General features: G+C 52.2%; 16 protein-coding genes. 6 read left to right on the top strand and 10 right to left on the bottom strand.

Going from position 1 to position 25,371, the window contains the following annotated elements; genetic code table 11:
- Positions 1 to 57: 57 nt before the first annotated feature.
- From Pr1d_RS11425 to Pr1d_RS11450, 6 genes are all read right to left on the bottom strand, one after another.
- Positions 58 to 1,497 carry an SDR family oxidoreductase gene (locus Pr1d_RS11425; protein ID WP_148073646.1) on the bottom strand — a complete coding sequence of 480 codons (1,440 nt, stop codon included), beginning with the start codon at positions 1,495 to 1,497 and terminating at the stop codon, positions 58 to 60.
- A gap of 111 nt (positions 1,498 to 1,608) precedes the next feature.
- The gene (locus Pr1d_RS11430; protein WP_148073647.1) at positions 1,609 to 3,897 is read right to left on the bottom strand and encodes an efflux RND transporter permease subunit; all 2,289 of its coding nucleotides are present in this window, start codon (positions 3,895 to 3,897) and stop codon (positions 1,609 to 1,611) included.
- A gap of 17 nt (positions 3,898 to 3,914) precedes the next feature.
- Positions 3,915 to 4,769, bottom strand: a complete 855-nt coding sequence (locus Pr1d_RS11435; RefSeq protein WP_148073648.1) for an MBL fold metallo-hydrolase — start codon at positions 4,767 to 4,769, stop codon at positions 3,915 to 3,917.
- A gap of 45 nt (positions 4,770 to 4,814) precedes the next feature.
- The gene (locus Pr1d_RS11440; RefSeq protein ID WP_148073649.1) at positions 4,815 to 6,284 is read right to left on the bottom strand and encodes a class I adenylate-forming enzyme family protein; all 1,470 of its coding nucleotides are present in this window, start codon (positions 6,282 to 6,284) and stop codon (positions 4,815 to 4,817) included.
- A 64-nt stretch (positions 6,285 to 6,348) separates the two neighbouring features.
- Complete coding sequence (locus Pr1d_RS11445; RefSeq protein WP_148073650.1) at positions 6,349 to 7,575, bottom strand: FAD-dependent oxidoreductase; 1,227 nt, start codon at positions 7,573 to 7,575, stop codon at positions 6,349 to 6,351.
- A complete protein-coding gene (locus tag Pr1d_RS11450) occupies positions 7,572 to 9,704 on the bottom strand; it encodes an LLM class flavin-dependent oxidoreductase (RefSeq protein ID WP_148073651.1) in 2,133 nt (710 codons plus the stop codon). Before Pr1d_RS11450 ends, Pr1d_RS11445 begins: the two co-directional genes overlap by 4 nt.
- A gap of 480 nt (positions 9,705 to 10,184) precedes the next feature.
- Here Pr1d_RS11450 and Pr1d_RS11455 point away from each other — a divergent pair, with 480 nt between their 5' ends.
- The 3 genes from Pr1d_RS11455 to Pr1d_RS11465 all read left to right on the top strand — a co-directional run bounded on the left by Pr1d_RS11455 (position 10,185) and on the right by Pr1d_RS11465 (position 14,931).
- The gene (locus tag Pr1d_RS11455) at positions 10,185 to 12,635 is read left to right on the top strand and encodes a DEAD/DEAH box helicase (protein ID WP_168205184.1); all 2,451 of its coding nucleotides are present in this window, start codon (positions 10,185 to 10,187) and stop codon (positions 12,633 to 12,635) included.
- A complete protein-coding gene (locus Pr1d_RS11460; protein ID WP_148073653.1) occupies positions 12,632 to 13,516 on the top strand; it encodes a ribonuclease H-like domain-containing protein in 885 nt (294 codons plus the stop codon). The genes Pr1d_RS11455 and Pr1d_RS11460 overlap by 4 nt, the downstream gene beginning before the upstream one ends.
- 254 nt (positions 13,517 to 13,770) lie before the next feature.
- A complete protein-coding gene (locus Pr1d_RS11465; RefSeq protein ID WP_148073654.1) occupies positions 13,771 to 14,931 on the top strand; it encodes a DUF819 family protein in 1,161 nt (386 codons plus the stop codon).
- A 6-nt stretch (positions 14,932 to 14,937) separates the two neighbouring features.
- Here Pr1d_RS11465 and Pr1d_RS11470 read toward each other — a convergent pair whose 3' ends face one another.
- Complete coding sequence (locus Pr1d_RS11470) at positions 14,938 to 16,092, bottom strand: C40 family peptidase (RefSeq protein ID WP_148073655.1); 1,155 nt, start codon at positions 16,090 to 16,092, stop codon at positions 14,938 to 14,940.
- A 440-nt stretch (positions 16,093 to 16,532) separates the two neighbouring features.
- Here Pr1d_RS11470 and Pr1d_RS11475 point away from each other — a divergent pair, with 440 nt between their 5' ends.
- Positions 16,533 to 20,162, top strand: coding sequence for a protein kinase domain-containing protein (locus tag Pr1d_RS11475; protein WP_148073656.1), 3,630 nt, complete (start codon positions 16,533 to 16,535; stop codon positions 20,160 to 20,162).
- Here the strand turns inward: Pr1d_RS11475 and Pr1d_RS11480 are convergent.
- Together Pr1d_RS11480 and Pr1d_RS11485 are read right to left on the bottom strand one after the other, a co-directional pair.
- On the bottom strand, positions 20,154 to 20,864 hold the full coding sequence (locus tag Pr1d_RS11480; protein ID WP_148073657.1) for a hypothetical protein: 711 nt from the start codon (positions 20,862 to 20,864) through the stop codon (positions 20,154 to 20,156). The genes Pr1d_RS11475 and Pr1d_RS11480 overlap by 9 nt on opposite strands.
- A 227-nt stretch (positions 20,865 to 21,091) precedes the next feature.
- Positions 21,092 to 21,484 carry a hypothetical protein gene (locus Pr1d_RS11485; protein WP_148073658.1) on the bottom strand — a complete coding sequence of 131 codons (393 nt, stop codon included), beginning with the start codon at positions 21,482 to 21,484 and terminating at the stop codon, positions 21,092 to 21,094.
- Between the two features lie 1,397 nt (positions 21,485 to 22,881).
- On the opposite strand from Pr1d_RS11485, the gene Pr1d_RS11490 reads away from it, so the two are divergent.
- Together Pr1d_RS11490 and Pr1d_RS11495 are read left to right on the top strand one after the other, a co-directional pair.
- Positions 22,882 to 23,703, top strand: coding sequence for a hypothetical protein (locus Pr1d_RS11490; RefSeq protein WP_148073659.1), 822 nt, complete (start codon positions 22,882 to 22,884; stop codon positions 23,701 to 23,703).
- A 293-nt stretch (positions 23,704 to 23,996) separates the two neighbouring features.
- A complete protein-coding gene (locus Pr1d_RS11495; protein WP_148073660.1) occupies positions 23,997 to 24,182 on the top strand; it encodes a hypothetical protein in 186 nt (61 codons plus the stop codon).
- Positions 24,183 to 24,278: 96 nt separating this feature from the next.
- Here the strand turns inward: Pr1d_RS11495 and Pr1d_RS11500 are convergent, their stop codons facing one another.
- A complete protein-coding gene (locus Pr1d_RS11500) occupies positions 24,279 to 25,133 on the bottom strand; it encodes a DUF6804 family protein (protein WP_148073661.1) in 855 nt (284 codons plus the stop codon).
- Positions 25,134 to 25,371 lie beyond the last annotated feature (238 nt).

Consider the following 25,371-nt stretch of genomic DNA (forward strand, 5'->3'; position numbering starts at 1 on the left):
ACACTTTCATGGTTTTCAGAATCCATTCCTTGTTTGATGCTTTAGTAAATAAGTCAGTTAAACTGACACAAACTTCTCCAACGCGGTGGTAAGTGATTTGCGATCTTGGGCATTGCCCTCGAGCACAATCCTCCCTGCGCTAATCGAATCAGAGACCGTCAATTTGCCGTTCCGCAACAAACAGAACGTCGCCGAATTCATAGTGCACTTGTTGACTTCCTGGTTGCCGAGTCCACGCTCTATGCCGCTGAGTTGGTCGTCGTTAAGCAATATCTGCCATTGTCCGCCACCTGGTCCATTGACCAGGAAATTGCAAGACCTCGCTCCAGGCACCTGTAGGCCTTGCTTAAGTGACTTGGCTCGCAAGGACTGAGCGACATCGAAAGCTGGTTCGAGTCGCTTGAAGGAAGTCAGATTGAAGTTTCGTTCAATAGGAAAGCGGGCGATCCGCATAAGCGCCGCCTCGTCCATTAGAGGGCAAGGCAACTCGGGCAAGGCCGTGACTGTATTTGTGATGTCGAATTTAGGATCGTCACGCCAGTGCGATTGATAAACCTTCATGTATTCGTGAAAGAGTGATTCATAAGTCGAGAGATCAACATTCCCTGGCGCACGTAGGGCTTTTGGGTGATATGTCTCGATTGCCTGTTGAATGATGCGCTGTATCGTGGCAACGGCAACAGGTTTTGGCGACGCGAGGTGATAAGTCTGGTTGTGAAGCCCAGGGCTCGAGACGATTGAGCCAATCGTCTTGGCAAGCCAATCCACGGGAACAAGGTTCTTCCCTTCGTTGCCAGCAAGTCCCAAGAGCCCCATGAATCGCTCGTTCATGTCGCCGACATAGATCTTGTCGGCCACGATATGTGCCAGTTGCAACGGGAGGTAGAATCCGTGTGTCGTTGTGACGAAACCAGTATGATAGTCGCCCACGACACTCGCTGGGCGATAAACGGTCAGGGAGTCGAAGTCGGCCTCACGAACTAGCTTCTCGGCACGGAGCTTGGACTGTTCGTATACGTTGCCTAGCTCCTGGCCCAGATCAACTTCTGATTCTAGAATTCGCCCATTGCGGAGACCGCAGATGTAGGCGGTCGATACATGGTGAAAACGCCTTATTCCCACCTCGCGGCAAAACTGGAGCATGTTTTCCATGCCGCCAACATTGGTACGGAAAGGTTCACCATGTTGATCTTCACGGAAGACCATGCTCGCTCCAACGTGAATCACCCCATTGCAATGGGTAGCGATGCAGCGTCGATCTTCGTCGGAAAGTCCTAAACCGGGGGTGGTAAGATTGCCGTCCAAGACGACAGGCCGCGGAAGTGCGTAGCCAAGTTCGGCCTCCCAGTACCGCATAACTGCATCGAAGCGTTCGCTTGCCGTTTCAAGCTTGGAAGCGCGCACTACAACCGCCAAGTTGTGGCCCGATTCGAGCAGTTCTCGAACCAGATAACGCCCTACCAATCCGGTGGAACCTGTCAGTAGAAAATAACCCATGTCTCAGCCCGTAAGTAATGCGAACGCACTCGAAAGTGCTACTGGCGAAACCTCGATTATGATCAAAATAGCAGAATAGTCAATTTACGTAAACTGGGGTGGGTGTGGTATTTAAGAAGAAAGTCCGGCTGTAGGGGTTACGATTTCTTCTTCACCTATAGCGGCTAATTTCTCCCCCATTTTGCTTCCCAATGAACTGCACAAAGCGGCGGGCAGTAAGACCAAATCTCCTATCAAACCTAGCACCAACATGATCGACATTACCGCTCCAAAACGGGCGATCGGAATGAACGGGCTTGCAATGAAAACCAAGAGGCCAACTCCGCAGATGATTGATGTCTCAAGCATCGCAGTGGCGCAATGCTGGAAGGCAAACTCCACTCCTTTCGATGTGGTACCGTAACGTTGAAAGCCTCGGCGAAACCAGACCAGAAAATGCCACGTGTCATCATCGCAGATTCCCATGGCCACGCTGGCAGTCATCACTGTGCCGATGTCGATTGGCCAATCCATGAGCCCCATCACGCCAAACGCAGCCAGCACGGGGAATACGTTGGGAATGACAGAGAGTATTCCTCCGATGAGGCTTCTATTGAGTACGACCATGGTAAGGCCAACTAGAAAGAATGCCGTCATAAAACTCTTGATTAGGTCTTTGAGGAGTTGTTCCTGTGCCATGTAAATCAGAGGCACACCACCACAGACATTCGCGACGACGTTCACGTCGGACGTGCTGTCTTTGTTAAGTTCCTTGTGGATCAATCGATTGAGATCGGCAAGGAATTCGTCGTATTCTAGGTTTAGCGAATTGACTCGTGTGCTGATTCGCCAGTCCTGGGTGTCGTCGCTTGTATGGAGAAACTGCAACTCCTCCAAACGGTCGCGATGTTTCTCCAAGCGAGTACCGATTACTCGTCGCATCAAGATGTTTCGTGCTCCTTCGGCTTGGGGCAAAGGAGGCGCGAAAGTCGTGGCAGCAATTGCGCCATCGACTTCAGAAGACTCAATGATTTGCTGACGGAGTCGTTCGACGATCTCGGCCCGCTTGAGAAACTCCAATGCGTCGTCGTCCTGGGTACGCTCAAAGCGAAGTTCCACTTCAACAGGAGTGAGTGAGCCGATATGCTCTTGTAGCCATTCGTAGCTTTGAATTGCAGGAGAGCTGGGGGATATCAAGTCTCCAATTTGCGCTGAGGTTCGCAACTTTGAGATACCGTATCCACAGATGGGAACCATAAGAACGAACAGAATGAGCCACGTGTTTGGGTGCTTTGTTGCAATCGCATGCAGGGATCGCCACCATTGCGAAGGGATCGCTTTGGTATGTTTATCCGTGGTTCGCGGAGGCCAGATGCTAGAAAAAGCTGGCCAAAGCACAAGGACTGCGAAGATAATCAGTCCCATTGACACCGATGAGAAAAAACCAAACTTTCGTACCGGTACCAACTCGCTCACGAGTAGTGACCCAAGCCCAAAGGCAGTGGTGACCTCAGCCAACACACAGGGTAGCCAACCACGGCGCATGGCCGTTGCTAACGCTTGCTCGTGAGTATCGGATTCTTCGAGGGCGTCGACATAGTAATTTGTGAAATGAATCGCGCCACATACAGCTAGCACGAATACCAGGGCAGGCATCAACAAGAGTACGGCGTCCATATTGGTGCCGCTAAGGTACACAAGCGAAAGTGCCCCGCTCCAGGCGAAGACGGCAGTCAGCATCACAATAGATACAAGCCGCCACGATTTCAAGAAACGCCAAGCGACCAGAAGCCCCAATAAGCATGAGGCGAGCGTCATTTCGCCAATCCGAGTGCTGCTTGCATGGTCGATAGCAACGGCGTTGGCCGTAGGTCCGCCGAGATGGGCGTCTTCCCAGGCGATGCCGTTGGACTCCAATACTTCGCGCACGAACTGCAGCGATTCGGTGCGATGCATTGAGCCAATTTCGGTGATGAGTGCCAAGGCACAGGTGGTTTCCCCATCGGGGCCCACCAGCCAGCCTCGCATTCGCTCGATAGCCTTGTCACGTGGTAGTTCCAGGGGTTCTGCGGTCAACTCATCAAGTGTTTGCCTTCCAGTAAATACACGGCGGAAAACATCCACTCGATCGCCGGTCGGAGCGGTGATCGTCTTTACAAGGTCAGTGGCGACGCCGTCGAGTCGTTCGTCGTCAAGTGTGCAACCGTCCCAGCTGATGATGAGAATCTCGTCACTGCCAAACCGCTCGACGAATTCGTACAATCGCTGAGTTTCTGGAAAGTCCGCAGGAAGCCAGTCGAGAACGTTATTCGTATTGGACCGGAATGCGCCAACGGCTCCGTACAACAGCAGGGGCAACAAGCAAAATGCAACGGCACAGATAAGCCTGTTGTAGCGGGAATAATAGGGCGGTGTATTCAAGGGAGGCTCGTGAGAAACTAGAGTGATTTGTTCGTGTCGATGGCGACATATTCACGCTTTGGATCACTGACGACGCGACTTATGACGGCGGTGGGATCGTGATTCCAAAGCATCCACCACTGGCCCTCGGCTGCATCAGCCAATAGCTGGGGCTTATTGCGGCGAGTGTCGAGTGGGAACACATCGTAGGACAAATGCCACATGCGGCGCAGATGGTACGTCGACGGACAAATGTCTCCAGGATAGCAAGCCGTTTGGCCATTGGAGCGAAACAGGAAGCTGAGATGGCCTTCGGTGTGCCCGCCAGTAAGTCGTGTTGTCAGCCCGGGAACAATCTCTTCACCGTCTTCAACCAGACGCAAACGGGCAAGTTCGCGGAGCGACATGACATCTTGGTGGGAGTACGCAGTTACCAATTCTGGTAATCCGCTCGATGCATTCTCCCACTCGACCCGACTCACGACATGCTGGGCATTGGGGAAACTGAGTGTGGGTTGCTTGTCTGCGTCATGGCGTATGGCCCCGCCTACATGGTCGAAGTGTAGATGGCTGAAGACGACAAAATCTACTTCTTCCGTTGCCACACCAAGCTTTGCGAGACTAGTTGCCAAAGGATCGCCCGGTTCCATGTCGTAGAATTTGCGGTCCAATGGTGCATACTTCCCGCCATAGCCGGTGTCTACCAAGACCGTGTGTTTGCCATCGCGGGCCAGCACGCAATGGTTTGCACAGAGGATACGATTCTGAGCGTCAGGTAGGGCAACATGTTTCCAAATCTGCTGCGGCACGACACCGAACATCACGCCGCCATCGAGTCGAAACATCCCTCCGTTAACGGTATCGAGTTGCCAATTCCCGAGATTGAGGCTCATAGTGCTTGCCAGCTTTCCGAGTCTAAATAGATTTCGCCAATTGCGTCAGCTGGCCTGGATTTCTCGGACAACGGCCGAGCGAATGATCTTGCCGCTAGCCGTTCGTTCAAGTGAGGCAACGAATTCAACCTCTTGAGGGACTTTGAAATGGGCGAGCCGCTTGGCACAGAATTGCCGTAGCTCAACGGGGGTAGGGATCACTCGCGCCTCGGCACGAGGAACGACTTGTGCGCAAGCAAACTCGCGTGCGTTCCCTTTTCGTGCAGCGAAAACAACAGCTTCCTCGATTGCCGGGTGCGTGTTGAGAACTTCTTCTACTTCACGGGGGAAAAATTTCATTCCGCCGACATTGATCATCTCACTTGCGCGGCCACGAATGTACAGCGAGCCTTCTTCGTCCATCTCACCCAGGTCGCCCGTGTAGAACCAGCCGTCCTGCATGATTTCACTTCGAGGTTGCCAAGGATCGTAGTAGGCGTCCAAGAATCCCTTGCCGCGAAAACCGATGCTGCTCATGCCCCCTGCATCGTCGCGGTTCACTAGACGCACTCCAAAACTTGGTTGTGGCTGCCCTACAGAATCCAGTTTCTCACCCGCGTGGCAGAGGTTAATGCAAGGCAAGCCGATCTCGATGATCCCGTAGGCCTGTGTGAGCGGCACATCGAATCGCTCGTGGAAAGCTCGGGCTGTGTCTGCAGAAAGAGCGGTTGCCGTCGATATGGCAAGTCGCAAGTCTGGCAGTTCCCGTCCGCTACGGTCACGAGCCATCAACTCGTAGTGCGAGGGACTGCCGTAGATGACGGTCCCACGTTGTCCTGCTGCGTCTTCCACCAGCGCACGACCCAAGTCGATGGCGCGCTTATGCAATATGATAGTCGCTCCAAAGGTGAGATACGCGACAATTGACACGGCAAAGTGATAGGACATTGAAAGCAGCCACACAACCCGGTCGTCGGGCGTCAATTCTAATCCAGCATTAGCAGCATGGACGCGGTCGAAAATCGTTTCGTGAGAAAGCACCACGCCTTTGGCAGCACCCGTCGTGCCAGAACTGAAACGGATAAACGCTGCATTGACCGAGGTAAAGTCGGTGGGGTGCTGTCGAAGGGGAGTCATGCGGATGATGCGGCATGACCCAACTCGGGCAATTTCATGGGCGTCGATGCCACTGAGAAAACCAACAGATCGATCGCTCGAGACAATCGTGTCGATCGCGATCCGCTGGCAGACTTGACGTTTCTCGCGCGGAGCAAGTTCCAACGGAATCGGCACGACACACGCGCCAAGTTTCCAGAGGGCGTACGTGCGGATGATGTAGTTGAGGCCACTGGCCACATGCAGACCCACGCAATCGCCTGGGACGATACCGGCTGCCCGGAAACGTTTGGCCAAACCGTCCACTCGACCCAGTAATTGCGCATAAGTCACGGTGCTACAATTCTCGCAGTCGGAGACCGCAATGTTTGCGGGCTGCCGCTCGGCAGTAGCTTTCAGGACTTGGTAGAGATTCGTCATAGTTAGTAAGTCAATGCAAGGGGTCTATATCTTCCATAGTAACATGCGGGAGATGAGAAATCTGCTAGGAGCTTGGATCGTTAGGAGCGAAATCGTGTGTCAACGCGTTGGAGACGATTTGGGTTGATGCAGCCTTGCCCACGGCTTCACCCATGGCCCAGCATTGGCCGACGACCCGAGCAGAAGACTGGGCTTTGTGGTCGGCAGAGAGGCATTTGCCCGCCGACCAGACGTTTTCGAGGCCGCTCACTTTGAGCGACCGGAGGGGAATTTCATAGGAACTGCCAGGGGGGAGATATTCAAGCTGCAGGCCTTGCGTGGGGTGCCAGTATTCGATCGGCCAACAGCAACGGCACGCCGCATCGTCGAAGCGACGGCAAGCGCGGACATCTTCCTCAGTGAGATAGTAATTGCCACGAATCCGACCCCCATCACGGATGCCTAGGGCACCGGTTTCGGTGAGTTGCGATTCGGCGAACTCGGGCCAGCTGCGCAACAGTTCAAGAACTTGTGATTGAACCTTGAGTGATTGCCGTGTCAGTAGGGAGAGTTGGTCAGAATTTCGCCAATCTTTTGGCAAAGGGACAAACAGTTTGACAAAGATCTCGTCGTCGAATGCTCCCTGGTCAAGCCAGGCGTGCTCGCAGGACGCTGGCAACCTGCCCTGTCGCGCTGCTTCGCGAAGTTTTTCTACCAGTGTGATGCTCTTGGGGAATGCCAGCGTGTTCGGTTTCACATTACGCAGCCGAAACATAAGTCCTCCCGCGGCCCGTTGGTCGTCATCGTGCACGTATTGGGACCCAATCAGCCGCACAACTTCAGCGGTGCCGGTGGTGTCGATAACCGCTGTCGGACTGAAAGTGACAACGGTGTCCCCCCATTTCACTTTGCACACAGCGACATACTCGCCTTGGACCTTCACCTGAGTAATGCTTGCATTGTAGATGTGTTCAATGCGAGTTTCTTCGGCGAGCCACTCCTCAACGACTTGACGATAAACTTGCGGGCAGAGGTTAAGGCATTGCAATTTACCTATGCGGCGAACACGCGTGAGAGCACTCGCTCTGAACAGCCGGTCTGCAAGCTCCGCCGGAAGACCGCCGTTGAGTAATTGCTTATTGGCGTCATAAATCCCGCCGAGCGTATGGATGAGGGCATTTGCCACCGTGCCACCGGGACCAGGCATCCTCTCAACGAGTTTTACTTCTGCTCCAGCACGAGAAGCGGCAATCGCAGCAGACATCCCTGCTGCGCCAGCGCCGACGACTAGCACTTGTGCTTTTGTATTCATGGCTGAGATTTCTTGGCGACGAGGACATCGTAAACGCCGCCAGTCTCCAGGGTTTTTGTAACCGCGAAACCAGCGCGTTCGATCATTTGCTGTAGCTGGTCCCAGCGATATAGGTCGCCGTTGGGATTAATCAACATATGGATGTTGAAAAGCGTGGAGAGAGTGGAGTCCGTTCCTTCGTCTGAGACCATCCATTCTTGCACCAGCAGCACCCCTTGCGGGGACAGGTGCCTATGTGCGTTCTTCAGCATGGCCATAGCACCCGGCTTGTCGACCATGTGCAACACGTTGGAAAGCATGATCACGTCGTAGGTTTCTTGTAAATCCGCTGTGCAGAAGTCGCCGATGCGGAAGTGGACCCGTTCGTCGAGGCCTTCGCGCCGGACAATTTCGCAGGCAACATCGCTTACTTCCGTCGAGTCGAGTATCGTAGCTTGCAACTCGGGATAGTGGCGACACATGACAATGCTATAAGTTCCCGGACCGCCGCCGACATCGAGTAGTGTGGCTGCCCCATGAAGAGGTTCGACGGTACTCAAAATATCGGCATGCCCTGCCATTGCCATCTGGTGCATCCCATCAATCCAGTTTTGTATCGAGGGGCGTCTGCTATCGAATGCGAAATCGCTCCAGTCCAAATCTAGGGGTTTCCCCGACTGAACATGTTCGGCCAGATGCTGCCAATTGCCCTTCATCATCATGTCCGCCCAGTGGGCGATCCAATCGGCGATGCAGTTGGGAGAATTGCGGTCGAGCATTTCACGGCTTTCGGCGGTGAGACGATACTCGCCATTCTCTTTGCTCAATAATTCCAGGCTGGTGCATGCGTCAAGCAGTCGTTCGATACTGCGGGAATTGGTGCCAAGTTGTCGCCCAACATCGATCGATGTTTTTGTTTCCTTGCCGATCAAGGTGAATAAATCCAATTTATTGGCGGCAAACAGAACGCACGAGCGTGTGTAGCTGGTGGCCAGCTCAGTGATTCGGCGAGCTCGGGCGGCTGTAGTGAACTCTGGTGCGGCTGATGAGAGAGGAATCGATTGACGTCGGACATGGATTTCAGGCCTCTTCGCTTGAGGAATTGTCTTGAAAGTCGGCATCACTTCTTCGGCGAACAATGTCATCTGATCGATGACCCGCTCGTGGGGTACGCCGCCATAGTTGATGTGGAACATCCAACCTGTGAGTCCACAGGCTGATGAAAGCTCACCAATTCGGTCGATGCATTGCTGGGGAGTACCGACGACTGCTCGATTGTCGCGGAGTTCTTGGGCATCTTTCCAGAGCGTTTCACCCGACTCGTAAGCCGCATAATGTTTGGAGTCGAGATGCTGCTTCTGGTTGGTTTGAACGGAGTTGAGGAAGTTGAGATACTGAAAAATGTGGCCATCCACTTGTTCGGATTGCTGTTCATCTTCGAAAAGAGCGAGATGGTAGTTGCCAAGGATTTGAAAATCGCGGACGTCGTGTCCCGCCTTGGTGAGTGATTCGCGGTAGAGGTCGAGGTATTCAGCCTGTTGCGCGGTCGACTTAAGAAGAAACGGTGCAACCATCAAATGGCAACCATTTTCACCGGCCCATTGGTACGACTCCGGAGTGGCGATGCAAGCGACGTAGACCGGCGGAGTCGGCTGTTGCAGCGGCCGCGGACCTAGCGTGTGGTCTTCGAACGACCAATATTTGCCATTGTGGGTAACTTGTTTTTCCGACCAGAGTCGGCGGATCACTTCCCAAGCTTCTTGGAATCGTTCGCGGGATTCGCTCGACGGGACGCCCACAGCCGCAAAGTCATAGGCAAGTATGCCACGACCGATGCCAAAGTTGAGTCGACCATTACTCAACAGATCAACCGTCGCCCAATCCTCTGCGGCGAGTACGGGGTGTCGTTGTGTAATCAGTGAGACGGCCGTTCCGATGCGAATCCTTTCAGTGCGGTCGGCAATCGCCTGCGCGACCACAGGCGTGGAGCAGAAGCCGTAGCCCGCCAAACGATGTTCAGCGATCCATAGGGCATCGTACCCCAGCGCATCGGCCGTTCCCCATTCATGAAGGAGGCGCCGATACCATGCGGAGTATGAGCCATGCAGGCTTTCGTAGTAATCAGGAATGTAGCAAAAACCAAATTGCATCGGTTACGCTGGGCGAGAGTTGACAAGCGCTGAAGCAAAGCCACTTGCATAGAGGGGAGAAAGTAGCGCCGCGTCGGCTACCGACATGGTATTCGCTACCAGTTTTCCACACTAAGTACGAACGAGTGGAATGTCAATTTTTCAAAGTAGATATCAGTCAGAGCATGCGCGGCGGTGCCAATCGGCGTAGTACAATCGTCCTGATCGTCAGAAGTGACATCATGCAATGAACGGGGCCCACTGATCACTGTGTAGCAGCGTTATATCTTTGAGACACGCACCTCGCTGCCTCGCAGAACTTGGCAGGTGTCGTGGCAATCGGGGAATGTATATTGAGTCGCTCTGCCCTTCTCGTGATAAAACGGCCCAGGGCCGGGGAAACGAGGAATTTTCAAAGGGATATTTTCCCAGCTGCCCGAATCGGTTATCTTTTGCATTGTAGACACATGTTCAGCATCAAAGACATGAATGGAGTCAGGCATGCCTACGGACCCGCTTACGGAGTATTTGCATCGGCAGTTTTCCCAGAACATAGCTGCCCATACTTCGCTTGATTCAATCTCCGGTCAATACAGCCAGTTTCCCTCGCAACTAGAACCGAGGCTCGCTGCAGCTCTTCGACAATCCGGGATCAAGCAGCTCTATTCTCACCAGATCGAAGCCTTTGATTCGATTGGCTCGGGAAAGGACACGGTTCTCGTTTCACGCACTGCCAGCGGGAAGACGCTTTCTTTCCTACTGCCAATCCTCAATGACTATACGCAATGCGAGGCACCCTTTGGAACGATGCTGCTCTATCCTACGAAGGCGTTGTCTCGCGATCAGGAAGGGACCCTCGGTAAACTCCTTTCGGCAAGCGGAGCAAACACACGACTTGGCACCTACGATGGAGATACCCCGCGCGAGGAGCGGAATCGCATTCAGTCGCAAGCAGATTTTATGATCACCAATCCCGACATGCTTCACTCGGGAATTCTTCCGAATCACAATCGACGCTGGCGCACTTTTCTCTCACGACTTCGCTACATTGTCATCGACGAGGTCCACAACTATCGCGGTGCTTTCGGTTCGCATGTGGCAAATGTCATGAGGCGCTTGCTCAGAGTATGTGAAATGCACGGAAGTCGGCCCACGTTTGTTTGCTCATCTGCAACAATCGGGAACCCTGGCGAGCACGTCGAGGCATTGCTCCAGCGACCGTTTCAGGTCGTAAGCAGCGAAGGTGCCCCTCGGCCACGTCGCGAGCTATATATGATTAATCCTTCGGTTGTCCAAAGCCATGGCCATAGCCTTTATCGGAAGGGGACAAGCTCGGTCAGTATTCCATTGATCCGAGAAGCGGCACGACTTGGAGTCCGCACCATCTGTTTTTGTCGGGCACGCCAGCAAGTTGAACGACTGTGCCGAGCAGTGACTGACGGACACCCCGAACTGCGTGAAAAGGTCAAACCCTATCGCGGCGGACTATTGCCAAACGAACGACGCCAATTGGAGAGAGACTTGGCCAGCGGCAAGGTGAATACGATTATCAGCACTAATGCATTGGAACTCGGAATCGATATTGGTGATTTGGAGCTTTGCATACTCAGCGGTCATCCTGGCTCGATGGCCAGCTTTTGGCAACAGGCAGGTCGCGTTGGTAGGCGAGGTAACCGAGCGGTCATTGCCTATGTCGCACGGGATACGCCAATTGACCAGTATCTGGTAAACCACTCTGAGTTTGTCACCCAGGCTCCGATCGAGCGTGCCTGGCTGAGTGCTGACAACCCTTACATTCTCTTACAGCATTTGCCTTGTGCGGCACATGAGCATCCGCTCAGGGAAGATGAACCGCAATTTTCTGAGCCAGCATATCCTGCCGCACTTGAAATACTTAGGGAAGACAACACTCTCGTCGAATACCACGGCAACTACCGGTATGCCTTGCGTGATTACCCTTCCAAAGGCGTCAATCTGCGCGGCATGACTGACTTCAACGTGGATATCTACTGTGGCACGGAAGTGATTGGAGAACTTGATCCCATCGGTGCCCGAGGGACATTGTACAAAGATGCCATCTATCAGCATCTTGGCAAGCGTTATATGTCGATGGAGTTGGATCTTGAACAAAAGCTCTGCCGCGTGGAGCCTGTGGAGGTTGACTATTACACCGAGGCGGTTTGGGATAGTCGCGTCACCTTAACGGAGTCTTACGACCGGCGGCAACTTAATGGGACTGAGCTGGAATTCGGATCGATAAATGTCAATCGGCAGCCCAAGCTTTACAAGAAAATCCGCGAGCGGAGCCTGGAGAATATTGGGTATGGTCCCATCACGCTGGATCCATTTATCTACGATACGACCGGCTTTAGCCTCCATGCGCCTGATGATTGGTGTAGAGCGATTGGGGGCATTGATAAGAGGCACATAGGCGCTGCTCTCTATGGTTTGAGTTATATTCTGAAACGAACGGCCCCCAGTCTCTGCCTTGGTGATATTCAGAACATTGAGACCGATGTCTCGTTAACGGAACTGAGACCGGGAGAATGGGAAAGTGCCTTGTATCTCTACGATACGATCGAAGGGGGGGTAGGCTATGCCGAAAAGATTCTTGAGGTCTTCACCCAAGCACTGGAGCTCTGCCAGACGATCATCGACGATTGCAGTTGCGAGGCAGGCTGTCCATCTTGTGTGACCTCTCTACCTCCAGGCATCGAATCGATTGAAATGGAGCAATTACTTATCGAGTCGAATGCATCTGTCGCATGTACTCGAAGCTTGCTGGCAATGCTTCTTTCAGGTGAGATTATCTTGCCGGAGGTCAAGTTTCATGAAGTTCCCGTGCTGAGTGGCGTCACGGTATCCGAACCAGATGCGGACTTGGAGCGATTGCGAAACCGCCTAGGCAAGGCTAATTCCATCCTCAAGCAAAAGAGGACGCGAATTCATTGATCAACGAGGCACTTCAGCACTGTTCTGGTATCGGTCCTGTCCGCCTTGCGCACCTGCACGATGAAGGTATCAAGACATGGCAGGATGTTTTGCAGTTCCCCCAGCGGATTCCAGCAACCTATCGCAACACTATGATGGAAGAATGTCGGAGATGTCAGGCCGCATTGGAGCTTGACGATATCCAATATTTCATCGATCGATTAGCACCTGTGGATAAATGGCGAATTTTGGCTCACTATTTTCCCGATACCACATTCTTCGATATTGAAACTCTCGGACTCAGTTCTGCCGATCCGATCACGGTGATCGTCACTTGGTATGGCGGAGAGTTCAATACTTTTGTTGAGCATGAAAACCTCGATGGTTTCTTGGAGTTGCTTGATCGAGTCAAGCTCCTCGTCTCATTTAACGGGAGCACGTTTGATGTGCCACGCGTCTTAGATGCTTTCCATATCCCATCGCTCCCTTGTCCGCATCTTGATCTTCGCTGGATCGCCTACCGACGTGGTCTCGTAGGCGGAATCAAAGAAATTGCTAGAAAACAAGGAATCGCACGTCCTGTCGACCTTGATAATGTTTCGGGTGAGCATGCTATTCTGCTATGGCAAGAATGGAGAGCAAAGCAGGATCATGCAGCCCGCGAGCACTTGATCCGTTATTGTGCAGCCGATGTCCTATTGTTGCGCTTCTTAGCTGAGCGGTTGATAGGAATGGACAATACTGATAACGCTCTGCTCTGGGATTCGCTCCCACCAGCTACGGGTCGACCTCCAGTGCATCGGGGTAGGGCACTTCAACTCACAGCTCCAACTTTGAGCTCTGATAAACGTCGTTTGAACAGAAACCGATTGCTCTTGTCAAAACGGTGGAGTCCGAGATGAGTCAGGACTTTCATAACTCGATTCTTAAGGAAGGTCAACGACGACTACACAATATATTGACTTCTTTAAAAGCGATTACTTTTTGTTGGCTGACACTACTAATCACTTTCATTTCATCATGGAATCTCTATAGTGCTCTGGTAGTATGGGACAAGTCATTACAACTTCATGGTCCCAATCGACCTCATTTGATTAGGTTTCACTCACGCGTTTGATGATTTTTCTAAGAGACTGAAAGCATCGGTGGCAGCTTGATGGAGATTACTAGCACGGAGGGCGTATTAACCACTCTGGTGGGAGTTTGTGCGTTCTTTTTCTGGTTGGAAAAGGCAACGAAGAGTAGGCTTTTTAGCTACCTGCCTCCGCTAATCTTCATTTATCTGACTCCCGTTCTCTTGGCCGCCCAAGGAATTTTGCCTGAGAAGTCCCCTGTTTACGAAAGTATTGGCTCACTAGTACTGCCTATGATGCTAGTGCTTTTGATGCTCAAGGTGAATGTGAGGGGAGCGCTCCGTGTGCTGGGTAGGGGGGTGGGCGTAATGCTCTTTGGCACCCTGGGAGTGATAGTTGGCGCGCCGATCGGATTCTTGGCCGTCAAACCTTGGCTGGAACCCGACGCCTGGAAGGCGTTTGGAACACTAGCAGGAAGCTGGATCGGCGGCACTGGCAATATGGCTGCGGTCAGTCAAATGATTGATGCCAGTGGCACCGACGTCGGACTTGCTGTGATCGGCGACTCGGTGATCTATCTGTTCTGGCTTCCAATTCTGCTCGGATCAAAACTCTTTGCCGATCGATTTGCCGTATTTACTGGAGTTGATGCAAACCGGGTCGCCACGATGACCGCTGCCGCTCAAGCCGAGGCTACTGACGCGACGGCCCCTACGACGCCAGATATTCTCGGGCTGCTGACGGTCGCATTATTCTCTAGCTGGATGGCAGAATTGATCTCCCACATTTTGCCGACTATCGACCCCTACCTAAGTGCATCAGCGTGGAAGATTATGCTCATCACCGCTCTAGGAATTGGCCTCTCGTTCACCCGGCTGAGCAAGCTCCCCGGCAGCCACGAACTTGCGATGGCCCTGGTCTATCTATTTGTCGCGCGGATGGGTGCCCAGACGAATTTGGCCAGTGCAGCAGGACAAGCTTTGCCATTTCTCGTGGGGGCCACGATCTGGATATTCATTCACGGGGCCTTCTGCCTGCTGGGTGCCAAGCTGCTGAAGGTCGATGTCCATACTGCTGCGATCGCCAGTGCAGCAAACATCGGGGGGGCTGCATCGGCATCGATCGTTGCCACTCACCACCAGGAGAGCCTGGTGCCGGCAAGTATTCTTATGGCTCTGATCGGATACGCCATCGGCAACTTTGCTGCCTACGCGACGGCTTTGCTCTGTTGGCTGGTGTCCTAGCCCGACCTACCAGAGACGCTTGCCAAACACGAACGAAGCATCCCGCTTGGGGGAGTAATTCTCGTGTTCTCTGTTGAAACTGCTGATTGTGACCCGAGGCATTTCCGCCTCCAGAAATTGGTCGTCTCCCAAATAGAGAGCCGTGTGACGAATTTTGCCGTGCGGGCCGACAAAATAGAGCGTATCCCCGCGTCTTAGTTGCGAGCGGTGCCACCGGGTTGCCACGAGTTGCCCCAGATAAAACTGCTGATACGAATCGCGGGGGAGATTCAGACCGATCGACGCGAAAGCGACCTGCACTAAGCCGGAGCAATCGATCCCCTCAACGGTCTTGCCACCCCAGTGGTATGGCGTTCCCAGCAACTGGCTCGCTCGGGCGATGGCCTGCTCGATGTTGTCGCTGGGGAGCTCGGTTGCTTCGCATTTGGCAGACGGAACCTCGACCACTTCTCCCGTAGGCAATGCAATCATCACTCGATCCTGATTGTCGGGAATTCTTTTCAGCACAGCCCCCAAGGGAAGCATCAATCCCGAATCCAGCTGATGGTCTGCTACGATCCGGACACTCGACTCGGTAGGATAGCGGTCAAAGGCCTCCGGCCCAACGCGATGCACATCGGCCGCCGCGACATAGCCGACATAGCCATCCTGCGAGTGGACCAATAAATAATCACCCTCTTGCCGGAGGAGGTAAAGCGGCTCTCCCAGCATGCAATCGGTGACCACATCGTGCGGGATTTTTGGGCGATCGTAACTCAGCGTGTGCGCTGTCTTGACGAAGCCGAACCGCTGTTCGCCAAGTTCGGCCGAGGGTAGTGTTTCCAATTCGTTCTCGATTTCATCAAATCCGAGCACTCTGAGAAAAGACTCAAGTCCCTCACGCGTTTCAGGAAACTCGACAAATCCCTTAAGGACGACCGGGCCATCATCACCTTGTGTGGCGGCGACCTCGAAGGCGAACAGCGTCTTGTCATTGGCTAACTGGGCACGAAAGTATTCAACGTACTGTGAGAGTCGATCTGTGCGGCCCTGGAGTTCGGGTTCAATCTGTCGAGCTAACCGTGTGAGGCGGTCTGAACTGTCAGGAGGGGCCAATGTAGCCGGTTGAGCCCGCAGGCCTTCACAGAAAATTATCAGTATTAGGATCAAAACAAATCTCATCGCTTGTCTCGTTCTTTTCAGCAAACTAGTAATTTGAGGTAGGTTTCGAAAGTCGGCTTGTTACCTCAGCATAAAGTGCCGCGACTTTTTACAACAGGGGCACGACCAGGCAATTGCTGGGGCGGAAGTTGTACCATTTATTTGGAGCAGCGACAGTAGAATGGTGGCTATGCAGTACTTTTCTCCAACCACCAACAAGCACTTCTAGAAGGTGTCCGTATCTCTCCATATACCATGCGTTGGATTGGCGTTAACGGTCAGAATACGGTGCTCCCTTGTCCCTCTTCACAAATAGTGGCTCTGCTCCCAGTTTGGCCACTCGTGATGTTTTGATCCCCAAACGCTTGAAACACCGGTCAACTGCTTGCACCACATGTTTTGAATGAGCTAGAATTGAGTAGTCTTCCAAGGCGTCCGTTTCAGTGCAGCTCGGGGATATTATGTCTGAGCCGAACAATCCCAACGGAGATCTCGCGGCGCGAGTTCGCGATGTGATCAACGATTGCCTTCAGCGGCGCGCCACTGGGGAGGATATCGTCGATGACGAAATCATTGCTGCTCACACCGAGTTAATGCCTAAACTTGGGGAAGAGCTGCGCAACTTGTCTTGCAATGCGGCGCTTCGCGATAAAACGGCTCCGTCTATGCCCGTCCTGGCTGAGACTGTTTCGTTTGGCGGTTCCTCTACTGGCAGTGGCCGCCTCGAAGTCCGCTGCCCCAACTGCCACGCGCCTACTGAAGTTGCGGTGGACACGACACTCACCGATTTAGTTTGCAGCATTTGTGGAAGCCATTTTAGTTTGGTGGACCAAAGCAAATCCAGTAGGATGGCTCCATCGCTAGTTAAGCTAGGCCATTTTGAATTGATAGAGCGTGTCGGTGTCGGCAGCTTTGGAAGCGTTTGGAAGGCTCGCGACAAAGATCTCGATCGAACGGTCGCCATCAAAATTCCCCGCGCCGGCTGCATGACAGCCGACGAACAGGAAAAGTTTTTCCGCGAAGCCCGCGCCGCGGCTCAGTTACGTCACCCCAATATCGTGAGTGTCCACGAAGTCGGTCGCGATGGAGAGAGCGTCTATATTGTTAGCGACTTTGTCCGCGGTGTGACTCTCGGCGACTGGCTTACTGGTCAGCAGTTTACAAACCGCGAAGCTGCTGAGCTATGCGTGCAAATTACCAATGCACTGCAACACGCTCACGATCACGGTGTGATACATAGAGATCTAAAACCTGCCAATATCATCATAGATTTTGATGGGCAGCCCCATTTAATGGATTTTGGCATCGCCCGACGCGAATCTGGCGAAATAACAATTACAATGGACGGACAAGTGTTGGGAACTCCGGCTTACATGTCACCTGAACAAGCTCAAGGTGAAGCTCACACTGCTGATCGACGTAGCGACATATATTCGTTAGGAGTCATCCTCTTCCAGCTTCTCACCGGCGAGCTTCCCTTCCGTGGTAACGCACGAATGCTCATCAAGCAGGTAATTCAAGACGCGCCGCCTAGCCCGAGAAAGCTCAATGCAAATGTCGAACGGGATCTGGAGACGATTACACTCAAATGCTTGGAAAAGGATTCCGCAAGACGCTATCAAACAGCACGCGATCTGAGTAGCGATTTGAAATGCTATTTGTCCGGGGAGCCGATCAAGGCAAGACCTGTCAGCCGAATGGAGCATGTGTGGCGCTGGTGCAAGCGACATCCAGATGTCGCGTCGCTATCAGCGGCATTGCTGCTGCTATTGTTAGGCCTGGCAGTCGGAGCAGGAATTGTCGCTGCAATGCAAGCAAGGAGTTACCGAGCGTTACAGAACCAAGTCGCTCACAATCTTTTCCAGCGCGCCAATCAAGAACATGACGCGGGAAGAATTGACCAAGGAATTGCGTTGCTTTCCCGATCATACGATTTCGCTCGTCGAGCAGACTCTGACACACGTCTGCAGAGTTCTATTCGAACTTTACTAGCAGGTTGGGTCGAACATGGGGGGCAGCCCGTTGTACAAAACCGCGCCGTGCTAGCGGCTACGTTCAGTCCCGATGGTGAAACGATGCTCATTGGTGGACACGATCCACAATGCCGTGCGTCCTTTTGGGACGCAAGCACCCTTTCACCTCTCGGTGAACCAATTCAGCATGACGGAGCAGTTCGAGCTGTCGCATATAGTCCGGATGGCAGTCTTGCGATTACAGGCAGCGAAGATGGTACCGCCGCGCTTTGGGATACCCAATCGAGAATTGCGGTTGGTAAAACACTACTACACGCTCAGAAGCCAAGCAAAAATCTCGTGCTAGGAGTCGCATTTGGCCTTGAAGGAATAGTTGCCACCGGTGGCACCGACGGAATGGTTCGATTGTGGCAGGCTCCAGATGGCGAGCCCATCGGCAATCCGCTGCATCACAACGGACGCGTGTCCACTGTTGCGTTTCATCCGAATGGCCATGCGATCCTGACAGGATGCTATGACGGGACAGTACAGTTATGGAGACTTGAGTCGCAAGACCGCTTGGGGGCTCCCTTCCGAGTCAAAAAGCGACCAGTATATGCAGCACGATTCAGCCCTGACGGCAGCAAGATTCTGACTGGTTGTTCAAACGGATTCGCTCAGTTGTGGGATAGCAAAACCGGTATGCCAATAGGCGAACTTTCCGGACATACCAATGAAGTTTATTCAGTAGCATTCAGTCCTGATGGTCGAAGCATCCTGACGGGCAGCCACGATAACACGGCCCAATTGTGGGATACAAAGACCCTGAAGCGGATAGGGCCACCTCTGAGGCACGGCGGCTGGGTGATGAGCGTCGATTTCAGTCCCGACGGCCAGACATTGATAACTAGCGGCGCTGATCAAACCGTGCGACTTTGGGACATCTTTGATAGCGATGGCAGGATTCTGCGACACAAGGGCAACATTGTTGGAATGAGTTTCAGCTCAAATGGCCAATTCGTGGCGACTATTGGCGACGATGCGACGGCTCGCATTTGGGATGCTCATACGGCTCAGCCACTGGGAACGCCAATGGTACACGACGCACCCATACAAACAATGGCAATCAGTCAGGACGGTAAAACCTTGGTAACGGGCAGTACAGATAAAGTGCTGCGTTGGAACACTGAATCTGGTGTACTTCTGGGGGATCCGTGGGTGTCTAGTGGAGAAGTGCGAAAGGTCGAATTCTCGGCCGACGGAACGATGTTGCTCGTTTATTGCGTGAATGAGAAAAATCGTACTGTTGAATTGCGAGGCTTTCCGCAGGGCGAAGCTCGAGTAAAACCACTAGACTTCGACACCAACAGTTTGCTGTTGGCGAGCTCTTCTGATAAACATTCGATTGTCATGGGGCATCGCTACGGGCCGTTAATTTCCACGGCGCGAATTTGGAGAGTTTTCCCACAAGCAGCTCCGCAACACATGCTAAAACATGAATCTTTGGTTGCGGATGCCGCGTTCAGTCGCGACGGTCGTCGTATCGTGACAGGTGGACGTGATCAGTGCGTTAGAGTGTGGAACACCCGCACGGGCGATGAGAAAATCGTGTACAAGCAGCATAACGGTGTTGTAAATGCAGTGAGTATAAGTGACGACGGCGGCCTAATACTTAGTGGTAGTGATGACATGACGGCACGCTTGTGGGACGTTCGTACCAACTCGGCCCTAGGGTCTCCCTTACAACATGCGGATCGTGTCTTGAAAGTAGCGATAACACCAGACAGTCGTCTTGCCGTTACGATTTGCGACGATGGCAGCGCATACCTATGGGACGTTTTTACTTGCAAGCTGGTAACGCAACCAATGTTGTTCGAAATCGGCGTCGTAGACTGCGATATCCGGCCAGACAGTTCGGCGATTCTGTTTCGCTGCGTTGACGGTAGCGCGCGACTTTATGACATTCCCCCACCAGTACCGGACAAACCAGAGTTGATCCGCGCTTGGGCGCTCGCGCATAGTGGTTTCGAAGTGGACGACTCATTCGAACCTCGGCAATTCTCACAGGCAGAATGGTTGAATGCTCTGAAAGAGTTGCATTTACTGGAGAATATCGGAACTGCCGGTAGCTTACGCTAGTTGAAGTTCTTCATGCGACTTCGTCGCCCGATCGTGCAACTCGATAATTGGACTGATCCGGTTGTGGGTCTCGTCGGGGCCAACGTGCTTCAAGAATTGGCAAGTCGCCAGGTTCCTGCAAGCGACTTCGTATTTTTCAAGCCATTCTGAAAAGGAACGGCGCTCTGCTGCTGAGCGACGAGGGAATTGGTTTGGGGGCTCCGTCGCACCGCACCGCCAAGGTTTGGGTGTTAGACGGGCTCGAAAGGTTTTTTGCGTGTCACAAAAACGAACAAATTGGCTATCAGCGCCAACAGATCTCATCAAATCATTGGCACATGCTGACCCAGGTTCGAACTCTTGAGTGGTAACCAAAACACGGAATCCTGCGGCAGTTCGATAAACCCGAAAACCTGTACGCCGTTCACTTGCCAATACTGTGCAAAGATCATTGAATACTCCTTGCCATTCATGTGGAACGCCGTAGCGCGACGAGTTGCCGTACCGTGAAGGATTGCTCGACCCAGGCATATCGACGTCAATGAAAAGAGCGTGGTATGCGTTCAGAACCATGCTGCCGTAGTGATTTCGCGTGACGATGGCATCGAGCGGCCCGTTGCATTCAGGGTCGTCGATCGTCTCTTCGGCAGACCGTTTGATTGGATAATAAATCTCGCTACGAGGGGCTTTGTCCTGCTGAGATCGTCGTTGAGAATCCGACAATCTGGCCTTTGCCGCAGTCAACGTGTCTCTTTCAATTAGGATGCTTTCACTGGGATTAGACCGTAGCACAGGCATTTTAGACCTAGTCAAAAAATGTAAGGGTATCATGTTTTACACTTCCGAATTGGCGAGCTTCTATTCTTGAGAGTAAGCAGCAGTCATTCGATTCGTGCACGTAACGAAGTAACTGCTGGCTATCAATCATGACACTTGCGCTGCCTTAAATGTCACCAGGTTTGCACACAGTTTTGCCTGTCAGGGTCTAATGTTGGCAAGTCGGCAGGGTCCGGGCGAGGCCACGGACCTGGGAGTATGTCCACAATCAATTTAACTTTAAAGCACCTCCAACCAGGTGGCGCATGGGGAGGCGGACCAGTGTCAGGCTTATACTGCCATGCAAGGAGCCTTTGATTTCCAATTGGAGGAGGGCTGGCACTGGGACTTTGATCCGAACCAGCGAGATAAGGAACGATCGAGACAACTTTGGTACCGGGGCCCGGTACATCATATTTTATCTTGATTTCCGTCCCACCATTGAGATTGATACTGCCGACGCCAGCGGGACCGGGAGCACCACCAAGTTCCTCAATCTTTGTCCTGATATCATCGTACTCCGACATGGCACAGGTCCTTTTATAGTGAGAAGACCGATCGCTCGAAGAATCTATCAGAAACCATAAACCGGCTTGTGGCCGGGGCAGGTGGTCTTTCGAATTCAGAGTACTCTTGAGATCCACCTGCGCGCGGATTTTACTCCTTCTTTAGCGCATTGCAAGTAGTAAGTAAGAAAAAAATGAAAGTTCCGACAAGTCTTCAGAGGGCCGACTTGTCAATCGAAATGCTTCTACTTTATCAATCGTGGGAATGCCGAGAACCTGCCAATACTCGTTTTTTTGACAACGAGAGCAGGATAATTATCTGCCCAGACAGCTTGTAAGTGCTCCTCCGTCCTCGCGGAGTTTCGACACTCACTCGGGCTGACGTTTAATGGAATCGTGCAGATCACTATCCGAAGCCAAAGATTACCCACAATCTGTTGAAACAGAGCGCAAACCAGTGCAAGAAAGGCTTGGGGCTTTGCTAGCCCAAGCAAAAAAGTGCGAGAAGCTTGATAATCTTGCAAGAGATTCTTAGTGGGCGATGAGGGACTCGCATCTCACCCTCAAAACCCGGAGAAAACACCTCTTTCCGAGAGAGTGTATGCTCAGGTGCAAGTAAATTCGCCAAATACTGATCCAGGATTGGCCATTCTGATCGAAGCTTGGTCGACTCTAGACGAGGAGACCAAGGCAAGCATCCTGGCCATGATCGAGAATGACTGTGAGGCCGGCTGAATAATCACCTGCCCAAGTTGCCATGGATCATGTCATGGGCCATGCCAGTATCCCAAGGAATGCTCACTTCCCAGAACGGATCAGAGGGTAGCGGCGCCTGGCTGTGTCAAGTTTTGTACGAGAGCATCTCAATCCTGATACAGAGAATTGATATTTATGATAGTTGCTTGCTCTCGCAGACGGAGGAGTCGAAATAAATCATTTTGACCATGATCGAGATTTACTGACGCTTTTGCTCCAGACTTTAATTCGCCTCCACCCCTTCAGGTACCATCGGTATAGCGTACTGGCTCACCTGCTCCCATTCAGAGGGTTTTCCACCCCAGCGGACAGTAAATTAGTGGCCACCATGAGAGGACTTGGGGGGCTCTATTGCCAACCACTAAGTAGCGGCGGTCGATAAAACCCCGGAACTTAGCGAAGTTCAGCTATCGACTTCGGCTGTGCACTCCGTCGCTAGATAGTGTCACTTTTTGCCTGGCGGAGTCGTAAGTTCTAGTTTGCCTAGTGGTTGCAGTGATTTGCCATGGCAAACTAATGGATTGTCGGAGATTAGCAAGGTAATGTCCCTTAGAGAATTTGTAGTACACCATGATGTGCAGCCTGTTACAATGAGGGGCATTCCAAATGGCTCGCTGTCAAATCGGCGGAAAATGGGCATCTGTTTTCCAAGAGGAGAAAACGTGAAAGAAACTTTAATTCGGGTCGTCCTTTTTCTGACATTCCTGGCTAGCTGCGAATTTGAAACGCAGGCGGCCATCATTATCACCAGGGTTGAAACGACAGGCTACGCTTCTGCGCTTTCCGGACTCGGCTACCAAGATTGGAATGAAATGGCTATAGGGAATTTTGAGGAGGTTTTCGGAGACTACTCCGCCTATGCAATGGCGCATAGCGACATTGATCCCGGTGGAGACCACAATGCCAGTTCTTTGGGAAGCTTGAGTTACGATGAGCTGAACTCAGCGTTTCTATTATCGGGGACAGCTGCTGCCGACTCCCCAACGAAACAGCTATATACGAGCAGTTCTTCTCGCATTGAGATTGATCTGACACTTGATAATTCCTATTCATTTTCGCTCAGTGGTTCGAGTTCGAATCCCCAAGTCCCATTTGTGGGTTTGACTCTGCTTCCAGACGTTGCTAATGAGAGATATTACGTTGGCGACTCAGGTACTATTGGTCCGGGCAACTACAGGCTCCAGGGATATGTATCCGTTTCCGCTCTAGTGGAAGACGCATCGGAGTCCGATTGGTATTCGGCAACCTTATTGTTTTCTGCGGTTCCTAGTGATGCTGACTTCGACGATGACGGCGACGTAGACGGCCACGACTTTCTTGTTTGGCAAACTAACTACGGAGTATCCACTGACGGTGACGATCTCCTGACATGGCATTCTCAATACGGCACGAATGTGCCACCGTATACGGCATCGACTGCTGTTCCAGAACCGAATACTCTAATCCTGCTGCTAGGGATATTGGTGCCCGTGCTGCGACGCTGATACAAATTACTTGTTAGGGCATCGAATCGCTTTAGACGGCATTCTGTGCGACCGATTTTTGGGAGTGTGTAATTAGCGGCGGCGTGCCAAACCTCCGCTAGGAACGGACGCAAACAGAAGTCTCTCTGGCTGCCCCTTCTACGCAAGCAATCCGCTTGTGGCACACTTTCTTGCTACTTCAGCACAAGATGTCACCAGCGGGCATCCTAGGGCTTGCAGGTGGTCATCCGTACACGTATGGTAATTGCGGACAATCCCGACACCTTGGAGGCAGAGCGATGGAAACCAGTACAATGATCCAATCTATGGAAGAAAAAGGCTTTGAAGTGGAGTTGAGCGAGACCGGACGAAAGGACGTCGACCAATGGGCTTGCTATGTGTCCCGGGCCAATTGCGGGAAGGGGTTCTTCGGGAGGAGCGAATCGGCCGCACTCAAGAAAGCCGTTGAGGCCGTGGAAGCTGGGGAAGTGGGGTGGTGAAATCGAAGAGCACTACTAGAGCTTTGCAGTTTGCCCCCACGACTTCGCGGTTCGGAAGTAGTGGTACTAGTCCCTGCATTTCTGGCCAGGGTACTTTCAAAGAATTGTGTTTAGATTTTCTTCCAGTTCTTTAGTCGGTGGGGATTTAAACCAAAAAGCTGCTGAAAGCATAATTGTGCCTGCGACTAAATCGAATTCAGACCATGCATGTCGGCTAAAATGAAACGGCACAAGTGGGTTGAATAGGCCTGCTAGGATTCCAAAGCCCCAAGGCATCCATGTATATCCCCATCGATAAGCGTAAATGGAGAGCATGATGGCAGTCGCAGAAACGAGGACGCGGAGAACCTGGTAGAACACGTAAGGATGTGTTTCATCGCGAGCAACGAAAAGCATGCACGCAGAAGCTGCGCAAAGAATCACGATTGGAAAACGCTCAAATGGTGTGATGTCTAGTTTAATGCGCTGTGACTCGTTGCTAAACCACTTTTTTGTTTCTTCAGTGTAGCCAAGCGAAAAGAAAAGTAATCCCAAAAATCCAAGAAGAAAGACAAGCATTATTCCGGTTCCGTCCCTTCTTCGATCTCCAGTCACACGATTTATTTTAGGATCGGACTGAAGGTATTCAATTTCAAGCAGTTCGTCCTCTAGGATATCCATATTTGAGCGCCCTACATATTCTTTCCCGTTTCGTGCCCTAAAAGAGTACTCAGTTAAATAAGGGTCTTCCCCGCCCCCCCCGACATAAGTGATCTCACCTCTTGTCTTTGTAGCGGTCTTGTCCAATGATCGCGTTTCTTGCCAGTTCTGAAGATAATTGAATGATTGGAGGATGGTTCCAGCAAACATGACAACACTCCACCCGAGCATGCTCCAGTCTCGTTGAATTCTCCACCAATTAGCCATTTTCAGTGCTTCTTGCATTGCATATTCAAAGGTTACACCAAGCATTCTGACCACGAATCTGGCATCTAGCAAGAATTGGCCAAATAGAGCTAGCCAGAACGCCAGCAAAACACTTGTGCCAACTCTTTGCCTCTCCGACACAATTTAACGCCAGAGGGCTTCCAGGGGATTGTTAGTATTCATCTGTATATGTATCTTAGATTGCTCACCCTGGAGCCAAAACCATGTTATCAGACGAGCAAAACCGTATAGAGCACGAGACTCATGACCAGTCCGTTGAAGA

Source organism: Bythopirellula goksoeyrii (genome assembly GCF_008065115.1).
Classification (GTDB): domain Bacteria; phylum Planctomycetota; class Planctomycetia; order Pirellulales; family Lacipirellulaceae; genus Bythopirellula; species Bythopirellula goksoeyrii.